This is a genomic window from Roseomonas aerilata DSM 19363 (assembly GCF_000711725.1).
GTDB classification, from domain to species: domain Bacteria; phylum Pseudomonadota; class Alphaproteobacteria; order Acetobacterales; family Acetobacteraceae; genus Roseomonas; species Roseomonas aerilata.
Genome location: NZ_JONP01000004.1, coordinates 1 through 15,717 on the forward strand (window position 1 = coordinate 1; position 15,717 = coordinate 15,717).

16 protein-coding genes, 1 tRNA gene and 3 pseudogenes are annotated in these 15,717 nt (G+C 68.9%); 10 read left to right on the plus strand and 10 right to left on the minus strand.

The genetic code is table 11. The features are described 5' to 3' along the window. Window positions 1–1,064: pseudogene (locus tag BO39_RS33920) on the minus strand (hypothetical protein); the annotation flags it as partial. A gap of 405 nt (window positions 1,065–1,469) precedes the next feature. Between BO39_RS33920 and BO39_RS05755 the strand changes: the two are divergent. Genes BO39_RS05755 through BO39_RS35195 form a run of 4 tightly spaced genes read left to right on the plus strand, consistent with a single transcriptional unit; the run spans window position 1,470 to window position 2,987 of the window. Further along, the gene (locus BO39_RS05755) at window positions 1,470–1,706 is read left to right on the plus strand and encodes an AbrB/MazE/SpoVT family DNA-binding domain-containing protein (RefSeq protein ID WP_043831026.1); all 237 of its coding nucleotides are present in this window, start codon (window positions 1,470–1,472) and stop codon (window positions 1,704–1,706) included. Next, window positions 1,703–2,110: a PIN domain-containing protein gene (locus BO39_RS05760; RefSeq protein ID WP_043831029.1), complete on the plus strand. Its 408-nt coding sequence runs from the start codon at window positions 1,703–1,705 to the stop codon at window positions 2,108–2,110. The genes BO39_RS05755 and BO39_RS05760 overlap by 4 nt, the downstream gene beginning before the upstream one ends. After that, window positions 2,107–2,661, plus strand: a complete 555-nt coding sequence (locus tag BO39_RS29680; RefSeq protein ID WP_052401634.1) for a site-specific integrase — start codon at window positions 2,107–2,109, stop codon at window positions 2,659–2,661. The genes BO39_RS05760 and BO39_RS29680 overlap by 4 nt, the downstream gene beginning before the upstream one ends. Before the next feature lie 44 nt (window positions 2,662–2,705). Continuing rightward, a complete protein-coding gene (locus tag BO39_RS35195) occupies window positions 2,706–2,987 on the plus strand; it encodes a hypothetical protein (protein ID WP_408735163.1) in 282 nt (93 codons plus the stop codon). Between the two features lie 173 nt (window positions 2,988–3,160). Here the strand turns inward: BO39_RS35195 and BO39_RS35200 are convergent. Then, window positions 3,161–3,232, minus strand: a pseudogene (locus tag BO39_RS35200) (hypothetical protein); the annotation flags it as partial. A 333-nt stretch (window positions 3,233–3,565) separates the two neighbouring features. Here BO39_RS35200 and BO39_RS30900 point away from each other — a divergent pair. Further along, a protein-coding gene (locus BO39_RS30900; protein ID WP_156963553.1) for an IS5 family transposase occupies window positions 3,566–4,328 on the plus strand; the annotation gives its coding sequence in 2 pieces (ribosomal slippage) (window positions 3,566–3,897 and window positions 3,896–4,328; 765 coding nt in all). An 83-nt stretch (window positions 4,329–4,411) separates the two neighbouring features. Beyond that, window positions 4,412–5,548 carry an IS630 family transposase gene (locus BO39_RS05780; protein ID WP_043831031.1) on the plus strand — a complete coding sequence of 379 codons (1,137 nt, stop codon included), beginning with the start codon at window positions 4,412–4,414 and terminating at the stop codon, window positions 5,546–5,548. 60 nt (window positions 5,549–5,608) lie between these two features. On the opposite strand, the gene BO39_RS05785 is transcribed toward BO39_RS05780, so the two are convergent. The 6 genes and pseudogenes from BO39_RS05785 to BO39_RS30905 all read right to left on the minus strand — a co-directional run. Next, window positions 5,609–6,793: a thiolase family protein gene (locus BO39_RS05785; RefSeq protein WP_043831033.1), complete on the minus strand. Its 1,185-nt coding sequence runs from the start codon at window positions 6,791–6,793 to the stop codon at window positions 5,609–5,611. Window positions 6,794–6,812: 19 nt separating this feature from the next. Further along, complete coding sequence (locus BO39_RS05790) at window positions 6,813–8,255, minus strand: MATE family efflux transporter (RefSeq protein ID WP_052401636.1); 1,443 nt, start codon at window positions 8,253–8,255, stop codon at window positions 6,813–6,815. A gap of 2 nt (window positions 8,256–8,257) precedes the next feature. After that, a complete protein-coding gene (locus tag BO39_RS05795; protein ID WP_043831034.1) occupies window positions 8,258–8,959 on the minus strand; it encodes an SDR family NAD(P)-dependent oxidoreductase in 702 nt (233 codons plus the stop codon). Between the two features lie 9 nt (window positions 8,960–8,968). Further along, the gene (locus BO39_RS05800; RefSeq protein WP_043831035.1) at window positions 8,969–9,541 is read right to left on the minus strand and encodes a TetR/AcrR family transcriptional regulator; all 573 of its coding nucleotides are present in this window, start codon (window positions 9,539–9,541) and stop codon (window positions 8,969–8,971) included. Between the two features lie 279 nt (window positions 9,542–9,820). Continuing rightward, the gene (locus BO39_RS05805; protein ID WP_052401638.1) at window positions 9,821–10,312 is read right to left on the minus strand and encodes a transposase; all 492 of its coding nucleotides are present in this window, start codon (window positions 10,310–10,312) and stop codon (window positions 9,821–9,823) included. A 120-nt stretch (window positions 10,313–10,432) separates the two neighbouring features. Beyond that, a pseudogene (locus BO39_RS30905) lies at window positions 10,433–10,677 on the minus strand (transposase); the annotation flags it as partial. 617 nt (window positions 10,678–11,294) lie between these two features. Here BO39_RS30905 and BO39_RS05810 point away from each other — a divergent pair. Next, on the plus strand, window positions 11,295–11,717 hold the full coding sequence (locus BO39_RS05810; RefSeq protein ID WP_043831037.1) for a site-specific integrase: 423 nt from the start codon (window positions 11,295–11,297) through the stop codon (window positions 11,715–11,717). A gap of 96 nt (window positions 11,718–11,813) precedes the next feature. Here BO39_RS05810 and BO39_RS05815 read toward each other — a convergent pair. Then, window positions 11,814–11,906 (minus strand) — tRNA-Ser (locus BO39_RS05815). 95 nt (window positions 11,907–12,001) lie between these two features. Further along, window positions 12,002–12,631, minus strand: coding sequence for a glutathione S-transferase family protein (locus BO39_RS05820; protein WP_043831039.1), 630 nt, complete (start codon window positions 12,629–12,631; stop codon window positions 12,002–12,004). 102 nt (window positions 12,632–12,733) lie between these two features. Between BO39_RS05820 and BO39_RS05825 the strand changes: the two genes are divergently transcribed. From BO39_RS05825 to BO39_RS05835, 3 genes are all read left to right on the plus strand, one after another. Then, window positions 12,734–14,185, plus strand: a complete 1,452-nt coding sequence (locus BO39_RS05825) for a cytochrome P450 (RefSeq protein ID WP_084697884.1) — start codon at window positions 12,734–12,736, stop codon at window positions 14,183–14,185. Window positions 14,186–14,189: 4 nt separating this feature from the next. Beyond that, complete coding sequence (locus BO39_RS05830; protein WP_084697885.1) at window positions 14,190–14,528, plus strand: TM2 domain-containing protein; 339 nt, start codon at window positions 14,190–14,192, stop codon at window positions 14,526–14,528. 81 nt (window positions 14,529–14,609) lie between these two features. After that, window positions 14,610–15,539, plus strand: coding sequence for an NAD(P)/FAD-dependent oxidoreductase (locus tag BO39_RS05835; protein WP_043831041.1), 930 nt, complete (start codon window positions 14,610–14,612; stop codon window positions 15,537–15,539). Window positions 15,540–15,717 lie beyond the last annotated feature (178 nt).

The window sequence follows — 15,717 nt, forward strand, 5'->3', positions numbered from 1 at the left end:
CTGTGCGCCGCGCTCCCCCAGTTCCCCTGAAGGGTGACAATGTCCGACTGGCCGAGCGCGTGGCTCGCATGAGCGGTCATGGTGCCGCCGACCTGCACGCCGTCCACCTTGACCGTGTACTGCGCGTCACCCTGGTAGGCATCCTGGCTGATCTTCAGCACCAGCGTGTCCGTGCCCGTGCCGATCGTCGTGTTCACGGCGGCGGCCATGGCAGCCGGCACAACCAGCACCTCCGAAGCAACGGCATCGTCGTTCCCGATGACGCCGCTTGCTGCCGCACCCTCAATTACCGTGCCGTAACTCGTTTCGTGCCAGCCGAGGGTGAAGCCCTCATCTACCTCGACGAGGGTATCGCCAGCGACCTTGATGGCGATCGTCTTGGTTGTCTCGCCGGGGCTGAAGATCACGGTGCCATGGGGCATCAAACCAGTGGCGAAGTCGGAGGCCGACGCCGGGTTGGCTCCGCTGCCCTCAATAAACCAGTCTGCAGTGCTAGTGCCGAATGTATGTCCCGTCCGTGTCACCAGGAAGGTGAACGTGGTCGTTCCAGCCTGTCCCTCGGCCACGTTCGCATCCAGGGCAACTGTCTGGAGGCCTGCACTGCGGAACACCCCCGTCGTGAGATCCAGCACACCGTTGGTGAACTGCACGTACTCCACGCTCTTCAGGACGCCCACGCCTGCCACCGTCCAGCTTCCATCGGGCTCCCGCCGCCAGGCTGGTGACAGGGCGGCAAACGCAGAGACGGCGGTGTCGGTCCCCGCGCCGCCATCGAGCGTATCATTCCCCGGTCCGTCGTACAGGGTGTCATCCCCCGCACCGCCACTCAGGTAGTCGTCGCCGTCGCCGCCCAGCAGCGTATCGTCCCCGAACTCGCCATAGAGGAAGTCCCCCTCGGCGGCGCCGTCGATCACATCGTTGCCCGAGCCGCCGTACAGCGTGTCGGACCCGCCGAGACCGGAAATGGTGTCGTTCGCCATGGTGGCGGGGCCACCCTGGACCTCCGCAGACGTACCAATCGCCGTCACCATGTCGCCGAAGGGCGTGCCTGTGATGGTCGACATGCATCACTCCATAAGGACGGAATGATACGTAATTGGAGTGAACGGCCACGTCTGCTCAACTTCTCGTTAAGTCTTTTCTTCGAGTTTCTCGTCTGGGTTGTGAGCGGGCGGGCCTCTTCTGCCTCTTACACGGGTTGCTTCAGCCGGCGAGGAGGCGTCTGCCCGCGGCAACCACACCTTTCGGCCTATTTTGGGCACGATAACATCTGTACAGCGTGCTTACCGCACCTGCTTCAGCGCTAACCTATTGTTCCCCCTATTCCTTCTTGCCCGACCTACGGTCCCGTACCGTTTGCTCGCGCTGGCGACTCCATTCCGTCCGCTAATCCCCCTTTTAGGACGGAAGGGCTTGCAGCCGTGCGCGAAGGATATACATTCCTGATCGTATATCTACAGGAGACCGGCATGCAGGTCAGCCGTTGGGGCAACAGCCTGGCCGTCCGTCTCCCCGCCGCCTTGGTGGAGACGCTCGGTCTGCGCGAGGGCGACGAGGTCGCCGTGGAAGTGGCGGATCCTCGCACCTTCCGCATCAACCGCGATCCTCGCCGTGACGAGGCGCTGGAGGTGCTGCGCGGCCTCGGCTGGCACCTGCCTGAGGCCTTCCGCTTCTCGCGGGACGAGGCCAACGCGCGCGGCAAATGACTCCGCCCTTCCTCGACACCGACATCCTGCTCTACGCCGCCCTGCAGCCCGACGCCCGCTCCGAGACGGCGAGAGCCCTGCTGGCCCGCGGCGGCCTCATCAGCGTGCAGGTACTCAACGAGTTCACTGCCGTCGCCCGTCGCAAACTGCACCGGCCCTGGCCCGAGGTGACACAGGCCCTCGGCGCCCTTCGTACCCTCCTCCCTGCGCCGCGTCCCCTCACCCTCGCCGTGCACGAAGCCGCCCTCCGCCTCGCGGAAGCGCTGGGTTACACCATCTATGACGCGCTCATCCTGGCCTCGGCGTTGGAGGCCGGCTGTGACACGCTCCTCTCGGAGGACCTGCAGCACGGACGGGTGGTTGACGGGCGCTTGACGATCCGGAACCCCTTCCTGGCCCCGTGAGCGACGTCAGCCCCGCTCCCCTCCCCGCCGGCGCGCTCCGCCTCTCCACCACCCTCTTCAGCGACCTCGTGCTGCCGGACGGAGCCGCCCGCGGCCAGGGCACCCGTCATGCCTATCGCTCGGCCTGGAGTGCCTACGAGACCTGCTGCGCCTCGCTCGGCCGCGAGCCGCTGGCGGGCGGCCCCGAGACGCTCGCCCTATACGCAGTCCGCTGCGCCGACCGCGGCCTCGCCGTGTCCAGCCCGCGCGTTCACCTCACCGCCATCGGGGCCGCTCATCGCCTCGCCGGCGTGGCGCTGGACCTCCGCCACCCGCGCCTCGTCATGGTTCTCGAGGGCATCGCCCGCGACAAGGGAACCCGCCCGCGCGGGAAGGCCGCCGCCGCCGGACCGGACGTGCTCCGGCTGATGCTCGCCACCTGCCCCTCCCCCACCACCCCGCTCGGTGCGCGCAACCGGGCGCTCTTGTTGGTCGGCTTTGGCGCGGCGCTGCGCCGGGGTGAGCTCACCGGCCTCGCGTTAGGCGACGTCGCGCCTTTTGGTTTGCACTGAAAGCTGACCCGGGAAGGGTCGGAGTCCTCGCTGAGGAATGACCCGTGTCTGTTCACCTCCGCGGCCGGATGGTCGGGGTTACCGGAGTGATCGATCTGGAGTTGTTGAGCGTGATCCGCCGGTGGCATCACCAGGATCGCGTCCCGATCCGCGAGATCGAGCGACGGACGAGCCTTTCGCGGAACACGATCCGGAAGTACCTGCGGTCGGACACCGTGGGGGTCGAGAAAAACGTCCAGGACGTCCGGCGGCAGATCTGGCAGGTCATTGCTGCCCTTCGGCGACCTGCCCGCTCCCAACGCCTGGCTGGAGACCCGCTGCATTGAGCACTGGAGCGAACTGCCCCACGGGGTCCTGCCCGGCAGCGTTGCCGAGGTCTACGCATGGGAGAGGGCGAGCCTGATGCCGGGGCGAGCGTTCGACGGTTTCGTCGAGCATGCCAAGCGGAGATGAGCCTCACCTGAGTGCCCAGGCGAGATCGTGGGTGATCCATGTCCGGCAGCAGCGACGCGGCGGCGGCAATGATGCCTAGCGGGCTGAACGTGGCTCCGGTCAGCGAGGCGGCGGCGATGTAGAAGGCTGCGCCGTATGGAACGTGGGATCAATGGATCAAGGCCCCTCCTGTCGCGAGGTCGCGATGTCGAGGCAGGTGCGACCGGCATGCGGAAATTAAGAGACAGGGCTGTCGATTATGATGCGACCTGCGCGGTGATGGGTGAGCGTGTCGGTCTTGCCGAGCGCTTAGGAGGTTAGTGGCCTATGCCACTCGACATCTAGCCCAGTTGCAGCAGAGGGGCGGAGCGGACAAGGTGGCTATTCACCAAGGAGGCTAGGGTCAGGACCCGTTAATTGGGGCTGGCGGTTGATCTGGATGGCTGATTCCACAGCAGCCGGAGGTGCTGCCATGGCTGACCTTTTCTGGCTGACGAGGGCGCAGGTCCGACGGATCGTGCCCTATTTCCCACTCCCGCACGGGGTGCCTCGCGTCGACGATCAGCGGGTGGTCAGCGGCATTCTCCATGTCATCCACAATGGGCTGCGCTGGCGCGACGCCCCGGCGGCCTACGGTCCCCACAAGACCCTGTACAATCGCTTCGTGCGATGGAGCCGCCTCGGGAGGTTCAACCGCATCTTCGCCGGGCTTGCGTGCCGAGCAGGTGAGCCGGAGCGCCTGATGATCGATGCCACCCACCTCAAGGCGCACCGCACAGCCGCAAGCCTGCTCAAAAAGGGGCCCTTCCCGCCGTATCGGGCGGACCAAAGGCGGCCTGAACTCCAAGCTGCACGCCGTCTGCGACGGCAAGGGCCGCCCTGTGGTCCTGCTCCTGTCCGAAGGCCAGATGAGCGACCACACAGGTGCAGCCCTGATGCTGCTCAGCCTGCCGCGCGCCAAGGAACCTCTCGGCGACAAGGGCTACGACAGCAACCGCTTCCGTGAGGCGCTCGTCGAGCGCGGCATCACACCCTGCATACCCTCACGCAAGATTCGGAAGGTGCCAATCCCCTACGACAGACCGCTCTATCGGCAGCGCCACCGCATCGAGGACCCGTTCGGTCGCCTCAAGGACTGGCGCCGCATCGCCATGCGCTACGACCGCTGCGCCCACACCTTCATGTCCGCCATCCTCCTCGCCGCCACCGTCCTCTTCTGGATCAATGAGTCCTGACCCTAGTATGCTGAACCAGAAGTTCGCTCTTGTATTCAGCTGTTGGAAGGTAGGAGAGTTTCCGGCCGGTTCAGGAGGTCGGGATGGGACGGCGCGCAGTTGCTCTGGAGCTGAGTGAGGGGGAGCGAGCTGAGCTTTCGGCACTGGCGAGCCGTGGCCGCCCGGCTCAGGCGCTGGCTGCGCGCGCCCGCATCGTGCTGGCCTGCGCCGAGGGCGAGCAGAACAAGCTGGTGGCAACCCGGCTGGGCGTGGATGCAGTAACCGTTGCCAAATGGCGCCGCCGCTTTGCCGAGCAGCGCCTGGACGGTCTGCGGGACGAGCCCCGGTCGGGTGCGCCGCGGACGGTGGAGGTTGAGCGGATTGAGGCGGTGATCGTGCGCACGCTGGAGAGCCAACCGCCGGACGCGACACACTGGAGCTCACGCGGCATGGCACGTGCCTCCGGCCTGTCCGTCTCCACCGTCCAGCGCATCTGGCGCGCCTTCGGCCTGCAGCCGCACCGGCTGGAGACCTTCAAGCTCTCGACTGATCCGGACTTCGTGGCCAAGGTGCGCGACGTTGTCGGCCTCTACGTCTCGCCGCCCGCGCATGCCCTGGTGCTGTGCGTCGAACCAAGAGGTTCGCCGGACGTGGATGAGAAGAGCCAGATCCAGGCGCTCGACCGCAGCCAGCCGATGCTGCCGCTGCGTCCTGGACAGCCCGCACGACGCAGCCACGACTACACCCGCCATGGCACGACGTCGCTGTTCGCCGCCCTCGACATCGCCACCGGCCACGTGATCGGCAAGTGCTACCCGCGCCATCGCGCGAGCGAGTTCCGCCGCTTCCTCGACGAGATCGAGGCCGCCGTGCCCTCCGATCTCGACGTGCACCTCGTCATGGACAACTACGCCACCCACAAGACACCACTCGTCCGGAACTGGCTGGCCAAGCGGCCGCGCTGGCACGTCCACCTGACGCCCACCAGCTCATCCTGGTTGAACCAGGTTGAGCGCTTCCTCGGGCTCCTCACCGAGCGTCAGATCAGGCGTGGCATCCACCGCAGCGTCGCCGCCCTGCAGGACGCCATCACTCGCTTCATCGATCACCACAACGCCGACCCGAAGCCCTTCCGCTGGACCAAGTCCGCCGACCACATCCTTGCCAGCATCGACCGCTTCTGCGTCCGAAACACCCCACTAATCGCAGAAACACCGCGAACTTCAGTTTCGGGACACTAGCGGGAGAGGGACATGGAGGGCCTTGTCTCCGCGGGGCGACGCGCGCTGGCTTCGGGGGTGTCAAACGGCTTCCAGCGCGAGCGCGATGCCCTGCCCGCCGCCGATGCAGAGCGTGACGAGGCCGCGCCGCAGGCCGTCGCGCCGAATCGAGTGGATGAGGCGCGTGGCCAGCACCGCGCCCGTCGCGCCGATGGGATGGCCGTGGGCGATAGCCCCACCCTCCACGTTCACGATGTCCGCGGGCAGGCCGAGTTCCGCCATCACGGCAAGCGGCACCGCCGCGAAGGCCTCGTTGATCTCGACGCGATCGAGGTCCGCGAGCTTCCATCCGGCCCGCTCCAGCGCCTGGCGGACCGCCGGCACGGGGCCGAGGCCAAACATCCCCGGCTCCACGGCGGCGATGCCGTAGGCGACCAGCCTCGCCATCGGGGCAATGCCCTGCTCCTCCGCGAAGCGGCTGCTCGCCACGATCATCGCCGCGGCGCCGCTGTTGAGCCCTGGCGCATTACCGGCGGTGATGCTGCCCTCCGGGCGAAAGGCGGGCTTGAGCTTCGCCAGGATCTCGGGCGTCGTCTCCGGCCGCGGGGCCTCGTCCGCCGCGAAGCTCGCCGTGCCCTTCCCCCCCTTGAGGGGCACCGCCACGATCTCCTCCGCAAAGAGGCCCGCGCTCTGGGCCGCCGCGAAGCGCCTCTGCGAGCGCGCGGCCCAGTCGTCCTGCGCCTCGCGGGTCAGTTGCACCCTGCTCACGAGGTCCTCGGTGTGCCAGCCGGAATGCTTGCCGGAGAAGGCGTCCTCGAGGCCGTCGCGCAGCATGCTGTCGTGGATCTCGGCGGGTCCCATGCGATAGCCCCAGCGGCCGCCATCCATCAGGTAGGGCGCGCGATCCATGTTCTCCATCCCGCCGGCGACCGCCACCTGCTGGTGGCCGAGCCAGATGTCGAGCGCCGCCGTCACGACCGCCTGGGCGCCGGAGCCGCAGACGCGGTTCACCGTCATCGCCGGCACGGATACCGGAAGGCCGCCGTTGATCGAGGCCTGGCGGGCCGGGTTCATGCGGTTCCCGGCCTGGATGACGTTTCCCATCACGACGCTGCCCACCCGGTCGGGCGGCAGGCCCGCGCGCCTGACCGTCTCGGCCACGACCGCGGCGCCGAGATCCGTTGCCGGGGTTCCCTTCAGCGCGCCGTTATAGGCGCCGATGGCGGTGCGGACGGGATGGCAGAGAAGAACCGAGGTTTGTGGCATGGAACGGGTTCCCGATGGCTCAGGCGTTGCTGCTTCGCCAGGTGTCGCGCTGGACGAGGACGATCGAGCTGATGACGGCGTAGGCGAGCAGCGAGGCGGCGAGGATCCAGGACAGCGCGGGCATCCCCGCACCCCAGCTGCCCACAAACAGCGCGCCGAGCCCGGCCCCGATCACCAGCCGCGCCGCGACGCCGGTGACGGGCCAGAAGACCCTGCCCGCGCCCTGCCCGGCGAAGGACAGCACGAAGCCGAAGCCGAAGACGCCGTAGGCCGGACCGATGTGCTGCAGATAGGTCGCGCCCGTCGCCAGCACCGCCGGATCCTCCGTGAAGAGCCGTAGCCAGAGTTCGGGATGAAGGGCGACCACCAGGCCGATCAGCTGCGTCACGCCGAAGCCCACCAGCCCGCCCGCGCCGGCCGCGTGCCTGGCCCGTAGCCCCTGCCCGGCCGCGAGGTTGATGCCCACCATGGTGAGCACGGCCGAAGCCAGCCCGAAGAGGAGCGGCACGAGCACGTAGGCGAGCCGCGACGCGGCGCCATAGCCGGCCAGCGCGTCGGTGCCGAAATGCCCGAAGGCGCCGGTGACGAGGATCACCGTCAGGTTGGTCATGACGGTGCTGAAGGCGGTGGGCAGGCCGACCTTCAGGATGTCGCGGAACAGCCCGGCCCGCAGCCGGCTCAGGCGCAGCATCAGCCCGGCGCGGCCGCTGGTCATGGTCCACAGCAGGACGGCGGCCGCGCCGAGATAGTAGAGCGCGAAGGCAATGCCGGCCCCCGCGATGCCCAGACCGGGCACGGGACCGAAGCCGAAGATGAGCAGCGGCGAGAACGGGATCAGGATCACCGCGCCCGACAGTGTCACCAGCGCTGGCAGCCGGACGTTTCCGGAGCCGCGAAGCGCCGCCGCGAGGAGGTTGACGACCCAGACCGGGATGGCGCCGGCAAAGAGCCAGTTGGAGTACAGCAAGGCCGCGTCGAGTGCTCCACTCTCGCCACCCAGCGCACCGTAGAGGGCGGGGCCAAAGGCGACCGTGCCGAGAGTGAACAGGGCTCCCACGACGACGGCGAGGACCACCGCGTGCAGCACCAGCGCGTCGGCGTCGTGCTGGCGCCCCGCGCCGATCGCGCGCGCGACGGCCGAGGCGACGCCGCTGCCGAGGCCGCCGCCCGACATCATCATCAGCATGAAGACCGGGAACACCAGCGCGACACCGGCCAGCGCGTCGGTGCCGAGCAGACCGACATAGTAGGCCTCGGCGATGTTCACGCCGGTCTGCGCCACCAGCACCGTGACGGTCGGCAGGACTAAGCGCAGCAGGGTGGGCAGGACCGGCCCGCCCAGCATGGCGGCGCGCGCCAAGGCCTTGCGGCGATCGGCCTCCTGCTCCACCGCGGTGAGCGGCCGGGCAGGCCCGGTCAGGGGTGGCGCCCCCGTTTCCGTCGACGCGTGGGTGTCGGGCATGATCAGAAGCGCTCGACCCAGGGGCGCAGTTCGACTTCCAGCGACCAGGCGCTGCGAGGCTGGCGCAGCAGGTCGAGATAGGTCTGCGCAATTCCATCAGGGCTGAGCAGGCTGTCGGGCCGGTCCAGCGGCTCCGGCCGTCGCTCGCTCCGCACGCCGCCGTCGATCACGACATGCGCCACGTGGATGCCCTGGGGCCCGAGTTCCCGCGCCGCGCTCTGGGCCAAGCCGCGCAGGGCGAACTTGCCCATGGCGAAGGCCGCAGAACCGGTGAAGCCCTTAACGCTGGCGGTCGCGCCGGTGAGCAGGATGGCCCCGTGGCCCTTCGGCACCATCCGCCGCGCCGCCTGCTGCACCGCCAGGAAGCCGCCGAAGGCAGTGGTCTCGACCGCCCGGCGCACCGCCTCCGGGTCCAGTTCCGCCAGTGGCCCCTGCGCGCGGGCGCTCGCGTTGTAGATGACGACGTCCGGCTCCCCGATGCGGGCGTCCACCGCCCGGAACAGGGCGTCGACCGCCGCGGGGTCGGCGGCATCGGCGGCGAAGGGCACGGCGCCCGTTTCGGCGGCCAGCGGTGCCAGCTTGCCGGCATCACGCGCCGCAAGGGCGACGGCCAACCCCGCCCCGGTCAGGCGGCGCGCGAGCGAGGCACTGATGCCGGCGCCGGCGCCGATGATCAGAGCCGTGTGGAAGGGGATGGCAGGCATGCGCTGTCCTCAGTCGGTGCCGCCGAAGGCCTTGCGCCCGGCGGCCAGGATCTCCTCGGAGAAGGCGGGGTCGTCGGCGGCGCGGGCCAGCACCAGCGTGCCGACGAGGCCGGCAAAGGTGGCGATCGCCTTCTCCCGCCGCGCCGCCGCGCCCCGCCCGGGCACGACACGCGTCAAGCGCTCGATGGCGGCCTTCAGTCCCTGGCTGAAAGTCTTGCGAACGGGCCCGTCGCGCCGGCCCGCCTCCACGGCGAGGGCGGCAAAGGCGCATCCCTCGCCCGGCGCGTCGCGATGGCGGGGTGAAAGGTAGCGCTGGGCAATCGCCGCGAGCGCGTCGGGCCCGGCATCCTCGATGAGGCGTGACCAGTGCTCGGCCGACGCCTGCAGCGTCCCGGCGCAGGCCTCCGCCGCCAGCGCCTCCTTGGATCCGAAGGCGCGGTAGAAGCCGCCATGCGTGAGGCCCGCCTCCTGCATGAGGGAATCGACGCCGACGCCATCGAAGCCGCGCTCGCGGAAGAGGCGGCTCGCTACCTCAACCACGCGCGCCCGGTTCTCGGCGGCCTGAGCCCTTGTGACCCTCATTGACGACGTCCCACGCTCATGGCGGTCCTTATTAGATGACGTTCGTCATGATAATCAATAGTGAAGACCGTCATATATCGAGAGGCGAGATCCGGCGAGCGGGCCGAACGCAGAGGGTTGTGGGTTGTGATGCTCCTATAATGGTCAAGGCGCCGCTGGCGGTGGGAGTTGAGGGCTAAGCGGGCGGGAGAGATAGCCAAGGATCTCACGGGCCACGCAGCGCTTGAGGCAGCGGATGATCTCGGACTTGCTCTTCCCCTCGGCGGATCGTCGCTTGACCTAGGCAAGGGTCGGCGGGTGAGCCCGCATGCGGACGAGGACCACGCGGTTGAGGGCAGCGTTGGCCTGACGGTTGGCGCCTCGGCTGAGCCGATGCCGGTTGGTCTTGCCGCTGGACGCCAGGACCGGGCAGGCGCCGCATAGCTTGGCCAGGGCCGCTTCGGAGCGGATGCGCTCGGGGTTGTCGCCGACAAGAATGAGCATCGCTGCCGCGGTCCCTGTACCCATGCCACGTGCCTGGGCCGGCTCGGGCGCGAGCTGCTGGGTCAGCTGCCCGAGACTGACGTCATGATCTTTCACCTCCGCGTCGAGGTCCAGCCAGCGCCGGGCGATCGCCCGCAGGCTGCATTTGGCTGAGGCCGCCGTCGAGGTGAGTGGGCCCGGACGCAGAGCAGCAAGGTGCCGAAGCAGCGTCATCTTGCCGGCCAGGCGGTCGAGCTGCTCGCGAAGAGTGGTGGGGGCGATGACGATGATGGCTCTGAGCGCCAGCATAGCCTGACTCCGCGCCTTGACGCCGGTGTCGCGGCCGACCTTGAGATGGCGGGTCTGACCTTCCCCTGTTTGAGTGGACACGGGTTACGGCCCAGGCGGCCCCGGCGAGTTGTTCCATTTCAGTTGGCGCCTTGTAGCCGATCGCTGAGCGGAGGCGCTGTCGGTTGTAGAAGCCTTCGATGAAGGCGAAGAGGGGCAACCAGAGCCCGACCGGCATCAGATCCGAGCCGACCTCGCCAGTTGCGCAGCACCGAAGGCTGGATCCCCAGCTCCTTTGCCACCCGCATCAGCAGGCGGCCGCTGCTCTCCAGCAGCCCTACCGCCTCCCGCTTGAACTCCTCCGTGAACTCACGCCGCGCCGTCATGATCAGGGCACCTCGCTCCCTCAGGAGCTTATCCGAGGTGGCCACCATCACAGGGCAGGGTCATGCTGTCGCGGCTCACCGCGATGGACGGGTCATCGAGCAGCCGAAGAGCTGGCAGGACGCCGTGGACGGCTATCTCGTCCACCAGGAGGCTCGGGTCCGGGCGGGCGAACTCTCCACTGGGGCAGCTAAGCGCTACTCGTGCAGCCTCGTGCAGGTCACTCTCGCACTCGGATGGGAGCCGAGCGACAGCGCGGACGCCGGCATCTCGACGACTATACCCATCGCTGACGTGGGCAAGGCGACTATAACCGAGTTTATCGAGGCGCGCCGAGATGAAGAGCGGGCGACCAGTACGATCCTAAACGACCTGACGGCCTGGAGCCTTGTGATGGGCTATGCCGCATCGAAGGACTGGATCGACTCGAACCCGGTCAAGCTCATCGAGCGCCGGGTGCTTGTCGGGAACCGTCGCCAGCAGCTCCGGCCCCCGACGGACCCTGAGGTTGCTACACTCATAGAAGAGGTGGCGAACTGGTCGATCGAGATGTCACGTCTGTTCCGCTGGCTGCGGGAAACTGGCATGCGCCTCGCGGAGGCGCTGAACATCAGGGCTGATGACACGCACTATCGGCCTCGGTGCCGCGGCCAATATGCTCGCCGACTTGCCAAAGCGGGGCCGTCTGTTCGCCGCGCTGCCGTTGGACAGCGCCGTGGTGTCCATCCGCTACGGCCAATGGCGACGCCAGCGCCAAGCCCGGGAGAACCGGGCTGCCGACGCCCACGGACGGCCGCCCATCGCCCTTCCGGAATTCAGGCTTCACGATCTCCGTCACGCCTTCGCCTGCGCCTCGGTCGTCGACGACGACACCTGCATCTTCCGGCTGTCCGAGCATCTCGGCCACACCTTGGTGACGACGACTGAGATCTATGTCGAGCACCTCCGGAAAAACGGTGCCATGTGGCGCTACAGCCGCGACCCGACCCTGTTTGGGTCCATGCCTCGTGCAGAAGGCAGCGCGCCCAAGCAGGCCGCATAGGAGGACATAACGAAGAGGGGGTGTCCCACAAGGTGTCCCAGTCGCCTCAAAAACCGTTGTGAGGCACGCGGGACAGCAGACGCTAAGTGATTGAAATGGCGGAGGGGATGGGATTCGAACCCACGATAGGACTTGACATCCTATAACGGTTTAGCAAACCGCCGCCTTCGGCCACTCGGCCACCCCTCCGCAGGAGTGGAAGTCACACGGCGTTGCAGAAGGCGCTTCTAGCGACCCCCTCGCGCCGCGTCAAATCCTCCCCGCAGGCTTTCCGGGCGTCCGCCTCAGGAAAGCGCTACCTCGAAGCCGCGCTGCACGGCGGGCCGCGCCATCATCCGCTCGTACCAGGCGCCAACATTCGGCAGGTCGTCGAAGGGCACCATGTGCCGCTCGTGCCGCCACGCCCAGCCGAGGATGGCGAAATCGGCGATGCTGGGCTCCCCCTCGGTCGCGACGTAGTCGCGGCCGGCCATGCGCTTGTCCAGCACGCCGTAGAGGCGCCGCGTCTCCTTGCCGTAGCGGGCCAGCCCGTAGTCCCGCGCGGGCCCCTCGGGCTGCATGAGGAAGTGGTGCACCTGGCCCGGCATCGGCCCGAAGCCGCCCATCTGCCACATCAGCCACTCCAACACGGGCACCCTCGCGCGGAGGTCACGGGGCATGAAGCGCCCTGTCTTCTCCGCGAGGTAGAGAAGGATCGCCCCGGATTCAAAGATGCTGATCGGCTGCCCGCCCGGTCCCTCGTCGTCCACGATGGCCGGGATGCGGTTGTTCGGGCTGATCGCCAGGAACTCGGGCCGGAACTGCTCGTCCTGGCCGATGTTCACGGTCTTCACCGTATAGGGCAGCCCCATCTCCTCCAGCGCCACGCTGATCTTGCGGCCATTGGGCGTGTTCCAGCTGTGCAGGGTGATCATCGGTCTCTCCTCTGCCGGGAGCATCGCCTCCCCTGGCCCGCCTGGAAAGGGACCCCACCCAGGCCTGGAAGCACCGCGGCCGGAGGACGATATCCGGATCCCATGCCCGCCGCCCCCGAGCCACCCGCCGGCCTCGCACGCCCCCGCCCGCCCGAGGCACCGCTGGTCGGCCTTGCCTATCTGCGGGCCATCATCCGCAACCCGCTGGACGCCATCCCGCAGGCCGCTTTCGAGCAGCCCATGCTCCGCCGCCGCGTGCTCGGGCGGGAACGCCTCCTCGTGATGACGCCGGATCTGATCGAGAGGGTCCTCCTCACCGAGGCGGCTGCCTTCACGAAGTCGGACACCATGCGCCGCGCGCTCAGCCCTGCGCTCGGCGAGGCAATTCTCACCGCCGACGGGGAGCGCTGGCGCCGGCAGCGCCGGGCCGTTGCGCCGATCTTCCGGCCGGACCGGGCGCGCGCCTTCCTGACCCCAATGCTGGAGGCCGCCGCCCGCACCCGCGACCGCTGGCTGGCCCTGCCCCCCGGCACCGAGCTGGAACTCGGCCACGAGATGATGCGAACGACCTTCGACATCATTGTGGAGACGATGCTCTCCGGCCAGGGCGCCATCGACGTGGCGCGGGTTGAGGCGGGCATCACCGAGTACCTGGCGAGCACCGGCTGGGCCATCGCCCTGGCCATCCTCGGCGCCCCCGCCTGGACGCCCCATCCCGGCCGCCGCCGCGCCGCCCGCGCGCGGGATCACCTCCGCGCCGAATTGCTGCGGCTGGTCGCGGAGCGCCGGCGCCTCGGCTCCGGCCGCGACGACCTCATCGCCCACCTCCTGGCCGCGCGCGATCCGGAGAGCGGGGCGGCGATGGACGACCGCGACATCGCCGACAACCTCCTCACCTTCATCACCGCCGGGCACGAGACCACGGCCCTCGCCCTCACCTGGGCCTTCCACCTCCTGGCCCACCATCCGGCGGAGGAAGCGCGCCTGCTGGACGAAATCGCGGCCGTGACGCGCGGCGCCCCGCTGCAACCGGCAGATATCCCCGCCCTCACCCGCACGCGACAGGCCATCCAGGAGGTGCTGCGCCTCTACCCGCCCGCCCCGATCATCGCCCGCACGGCGCAACGGGCGACGGAACTTGGCGGAACGGCGTTGGAGGCGGGCACGACCGTGCTCATCCCCGTCATAGCCACTCATCGCCACCGGGCACTTTGGGAGGAACCGGATCGCTTCGATCCCGGCCGCTTCGCGCCCGGGGCCGTGAAGGCCCGCCACCGCCACGCCTGGATCCCCTTCGGCGCGGGGCCGCGTACCTGCATCGGCGCCGGCTTCGCCCTGGACGAGGCGACCGCCATCCTCGCCACGCTCCTGCCCGCCGTCACGCTACGGCCGGAGCCGGGCTTTGATCCCGGCCTTTCCATGCGCATCACCCTGCGCCCCACGCGCGGCATGCCGATGCGCGTCCATCCCCGTCAGATGGCGGCTCTCGGCGAAGCCCTGGCCGCATCCAGCGTCACGCCTCATCATGCCGATGACCGCCGAGGATTCGCCTGACGCCATGCCAGTCCCCATCACCGGGCCCGGGCCGAGCCGCCCCGCCGGGCTCGACGACGCGACCGCCCTCATGCGCTACGACGCCAACAAGCGATCGGCGCTGGTGGCCTATCTTCTCTGGTTCTTCCTCGGCTCCTTCGGCGCCCACCGCTTCTACGCGGGCCGCACGGGCAGCGGCATCGCACAGCTCGTCATCACGCTGCTCTCGATGCTCATGACCTTCGTGCTGATCGGCTATGCGGGCCTCTTCGTGGTTGCCCTCTGGGTCCTCGTGGATGCCTTCCTCATCCCCGGGATGATCCGGGGCTACAACAACCAGCTCATCGCCTCCCTGGGGCGCTAGGGCGGCGGGCATTCTATCTGCCCGAATGAAACGGCGACGATCCTCGTGCGTCCTCCTCTCAGACAGAGGGGTAGCAGCAACATGGCCGATGACGGCGTCGTCGATTGCCTGATCATCGGGGGCGGCCCCGCCGGGCTGACCGCGGCCCTCTACCTCGCCCGCTTCAACCGCCGCATTGCCCTGGTGGACGGCGGCGCCAGCCGTGCGGCATGGATCCCCAACACCCACAACTTCCCCCTCTTCGCGGAGGGGATCGCGGGCCCTGCCCTGCTCGACCGCCAGCGTCGGAACCTCGCGCAGTACGGCGTCGAGCCCCAACCCGCCCGGGTTGCGGCGCTGGAGAAGCGGGAGGGCCACTTTGTCGCCGCGCTCGAGGACGGCGGCCCCCCGATCCTCGCCCGCCGCGTGCTGCTCGCCACCGGTGCCGTGGACGTCGAACCCGCCCTGCCCGACCACCCCGATGCCCTGCAGCGCGGCCTCATCCGCTACTGCCCGATCTGCGACGGCTACGAGGCGCGCGACCGCCGCGTCGCCGTGCTCGGCCACGGCGCCCGCGGCCTGGGCGAGGCCGTCTTCGTCGCGCGCAGCTACACCAAGGATGTGACGCTGCTCACCCTCGGCCAACCTCTCTCGGCCGAGGACGAGGGCCGCGCCCGCGAGCACGACATTGCCGTCATCACCGCATCCATCGAGGCCCTGGACGTAGAGGGTGACCGCATCGCCGCGCTTCGCGCCGGCGGCGACGAGTACCGCTTCGATACCCTCTACTCCGCGCTCGGCCTGAAGGTCCGCTCCGACCTTGCCCTGGCGCTGGGCGCCGAGCACGACGAGGCCGGCGCGCTGATCGTGGACGAGCACAACCGCACCAGCATCCCCGGCCTCTACGCCGCCGGGGACGTGGTGCGGGGCCTCAACCAGATCGTCGTGGCCATGGGCCACGCCGCGGTCGCCGCAACCGACATCCACAACCGCTGCGAGTTGCCGACGGAGGACGAGCCCGGCGGCAGCTAACGCCATGGCCCCGCCCGAAGGCTGTTCTTCGAACCTGCGCACGGAGGGCTCCCGGGAGCCGGGCCGGCCGATGACGCATCCGGCATCAACGGATCGCCGCCCCTTCAACCTATGTGGGAGAGCGCGCACCTGCGCCCCGGTAGTTCCCGCAGCACGAACAGCCCCTTCGGGTGAGCGT

Coding starts and splice junctions, on each gene's coding strand:
- BO39_RS05795 (WP_043831034.1), bottom strand. CDS start 8,959: ATGCCTGCCATCCCCTTCCACACGGCTCTGATCATCGGCGCCGGCGCC.
- BO39_RS05825 (WP_084697884.1), top strand. CDS start 12,734: ATGCCCGCCGCCCCCGAGCCACCCGCCGGCCTCGCACGCCCCCGCCCG.
- BO39_RS05810 (WP_043831037.1), top strand. CDS start 11,295: ATGACACGCACTATCGGCCTCGGTGCCGCGGCCAATATGCTCGCCGAC.
- BO39_RS05790 (WP_052401636.1), bottom strand. CDS start 8,255: ATGCCCGACACCCACGCGTCGACGGAAACGGGGGCGCCACCCCTGACC.
- BO39_RS05785 (WP_043831033.1), bottom strand. CDS start 6,793: ATGCCACAAACCTCGGTTCTTCTCTGCCATCCCGTCCGCACCGCCATC.
- BO39_RS05830 (WP_084697885.1), top strand. CDS start 14,190: ATGCCAGTCCCCATCACCGGGCCCGGGCCGAGCCGCCCCGCCGGGCTC.
- BO39_RS05820 (WP_043831039.1), bottom strand. CDS start 12,631: ATGATCACCCTGCACAGCTGGAACACGCCCAATGGCCGCAAGATCAGC.
- BO39_RS05760 (WP_043831029.1), top strand. CDS start 1,703: ATGACTCCGCCCTTCCTCGACACCGACATCCTGCTCTACGCCGCCCTG.
- BO39_RS05835 (WP_043831041.1), top strand. CDS start 14,610: ATGGCCGATGACGGCGTCGTCGATTGCCTGATCATCGGGGGCGGCCCC.
- BO39_RS05755 (WP_043831026.1), top strand. CDS start 1,470: ATGCAGGTCAGCCGTTGGGGCAACAGCCTGGCCGTCCGTCTCCCCGCC.
- BO39_RS05780 (WP_043831031.1), top strand. CDS start 4,412: ATGGGACGGCGCGCAGTTGCTCTGGAGCTGAGTGAGGGGGAGCGAGCT.
- BO39_RS05805 (WP_052401638.1), bottom strand. CDS start 10,312: ATGCTGGCGCTCAGAGCCATCATCGTCATCGCCCCCACCACTCTTCGC.
- BO39_RS05800 (WP_043831035.1), bottom strand. CDS start 9,541: ATGAGGGTCACAAGGGCTCAGGCCGCCGAGAACCGGGCGCGCGTGGTT.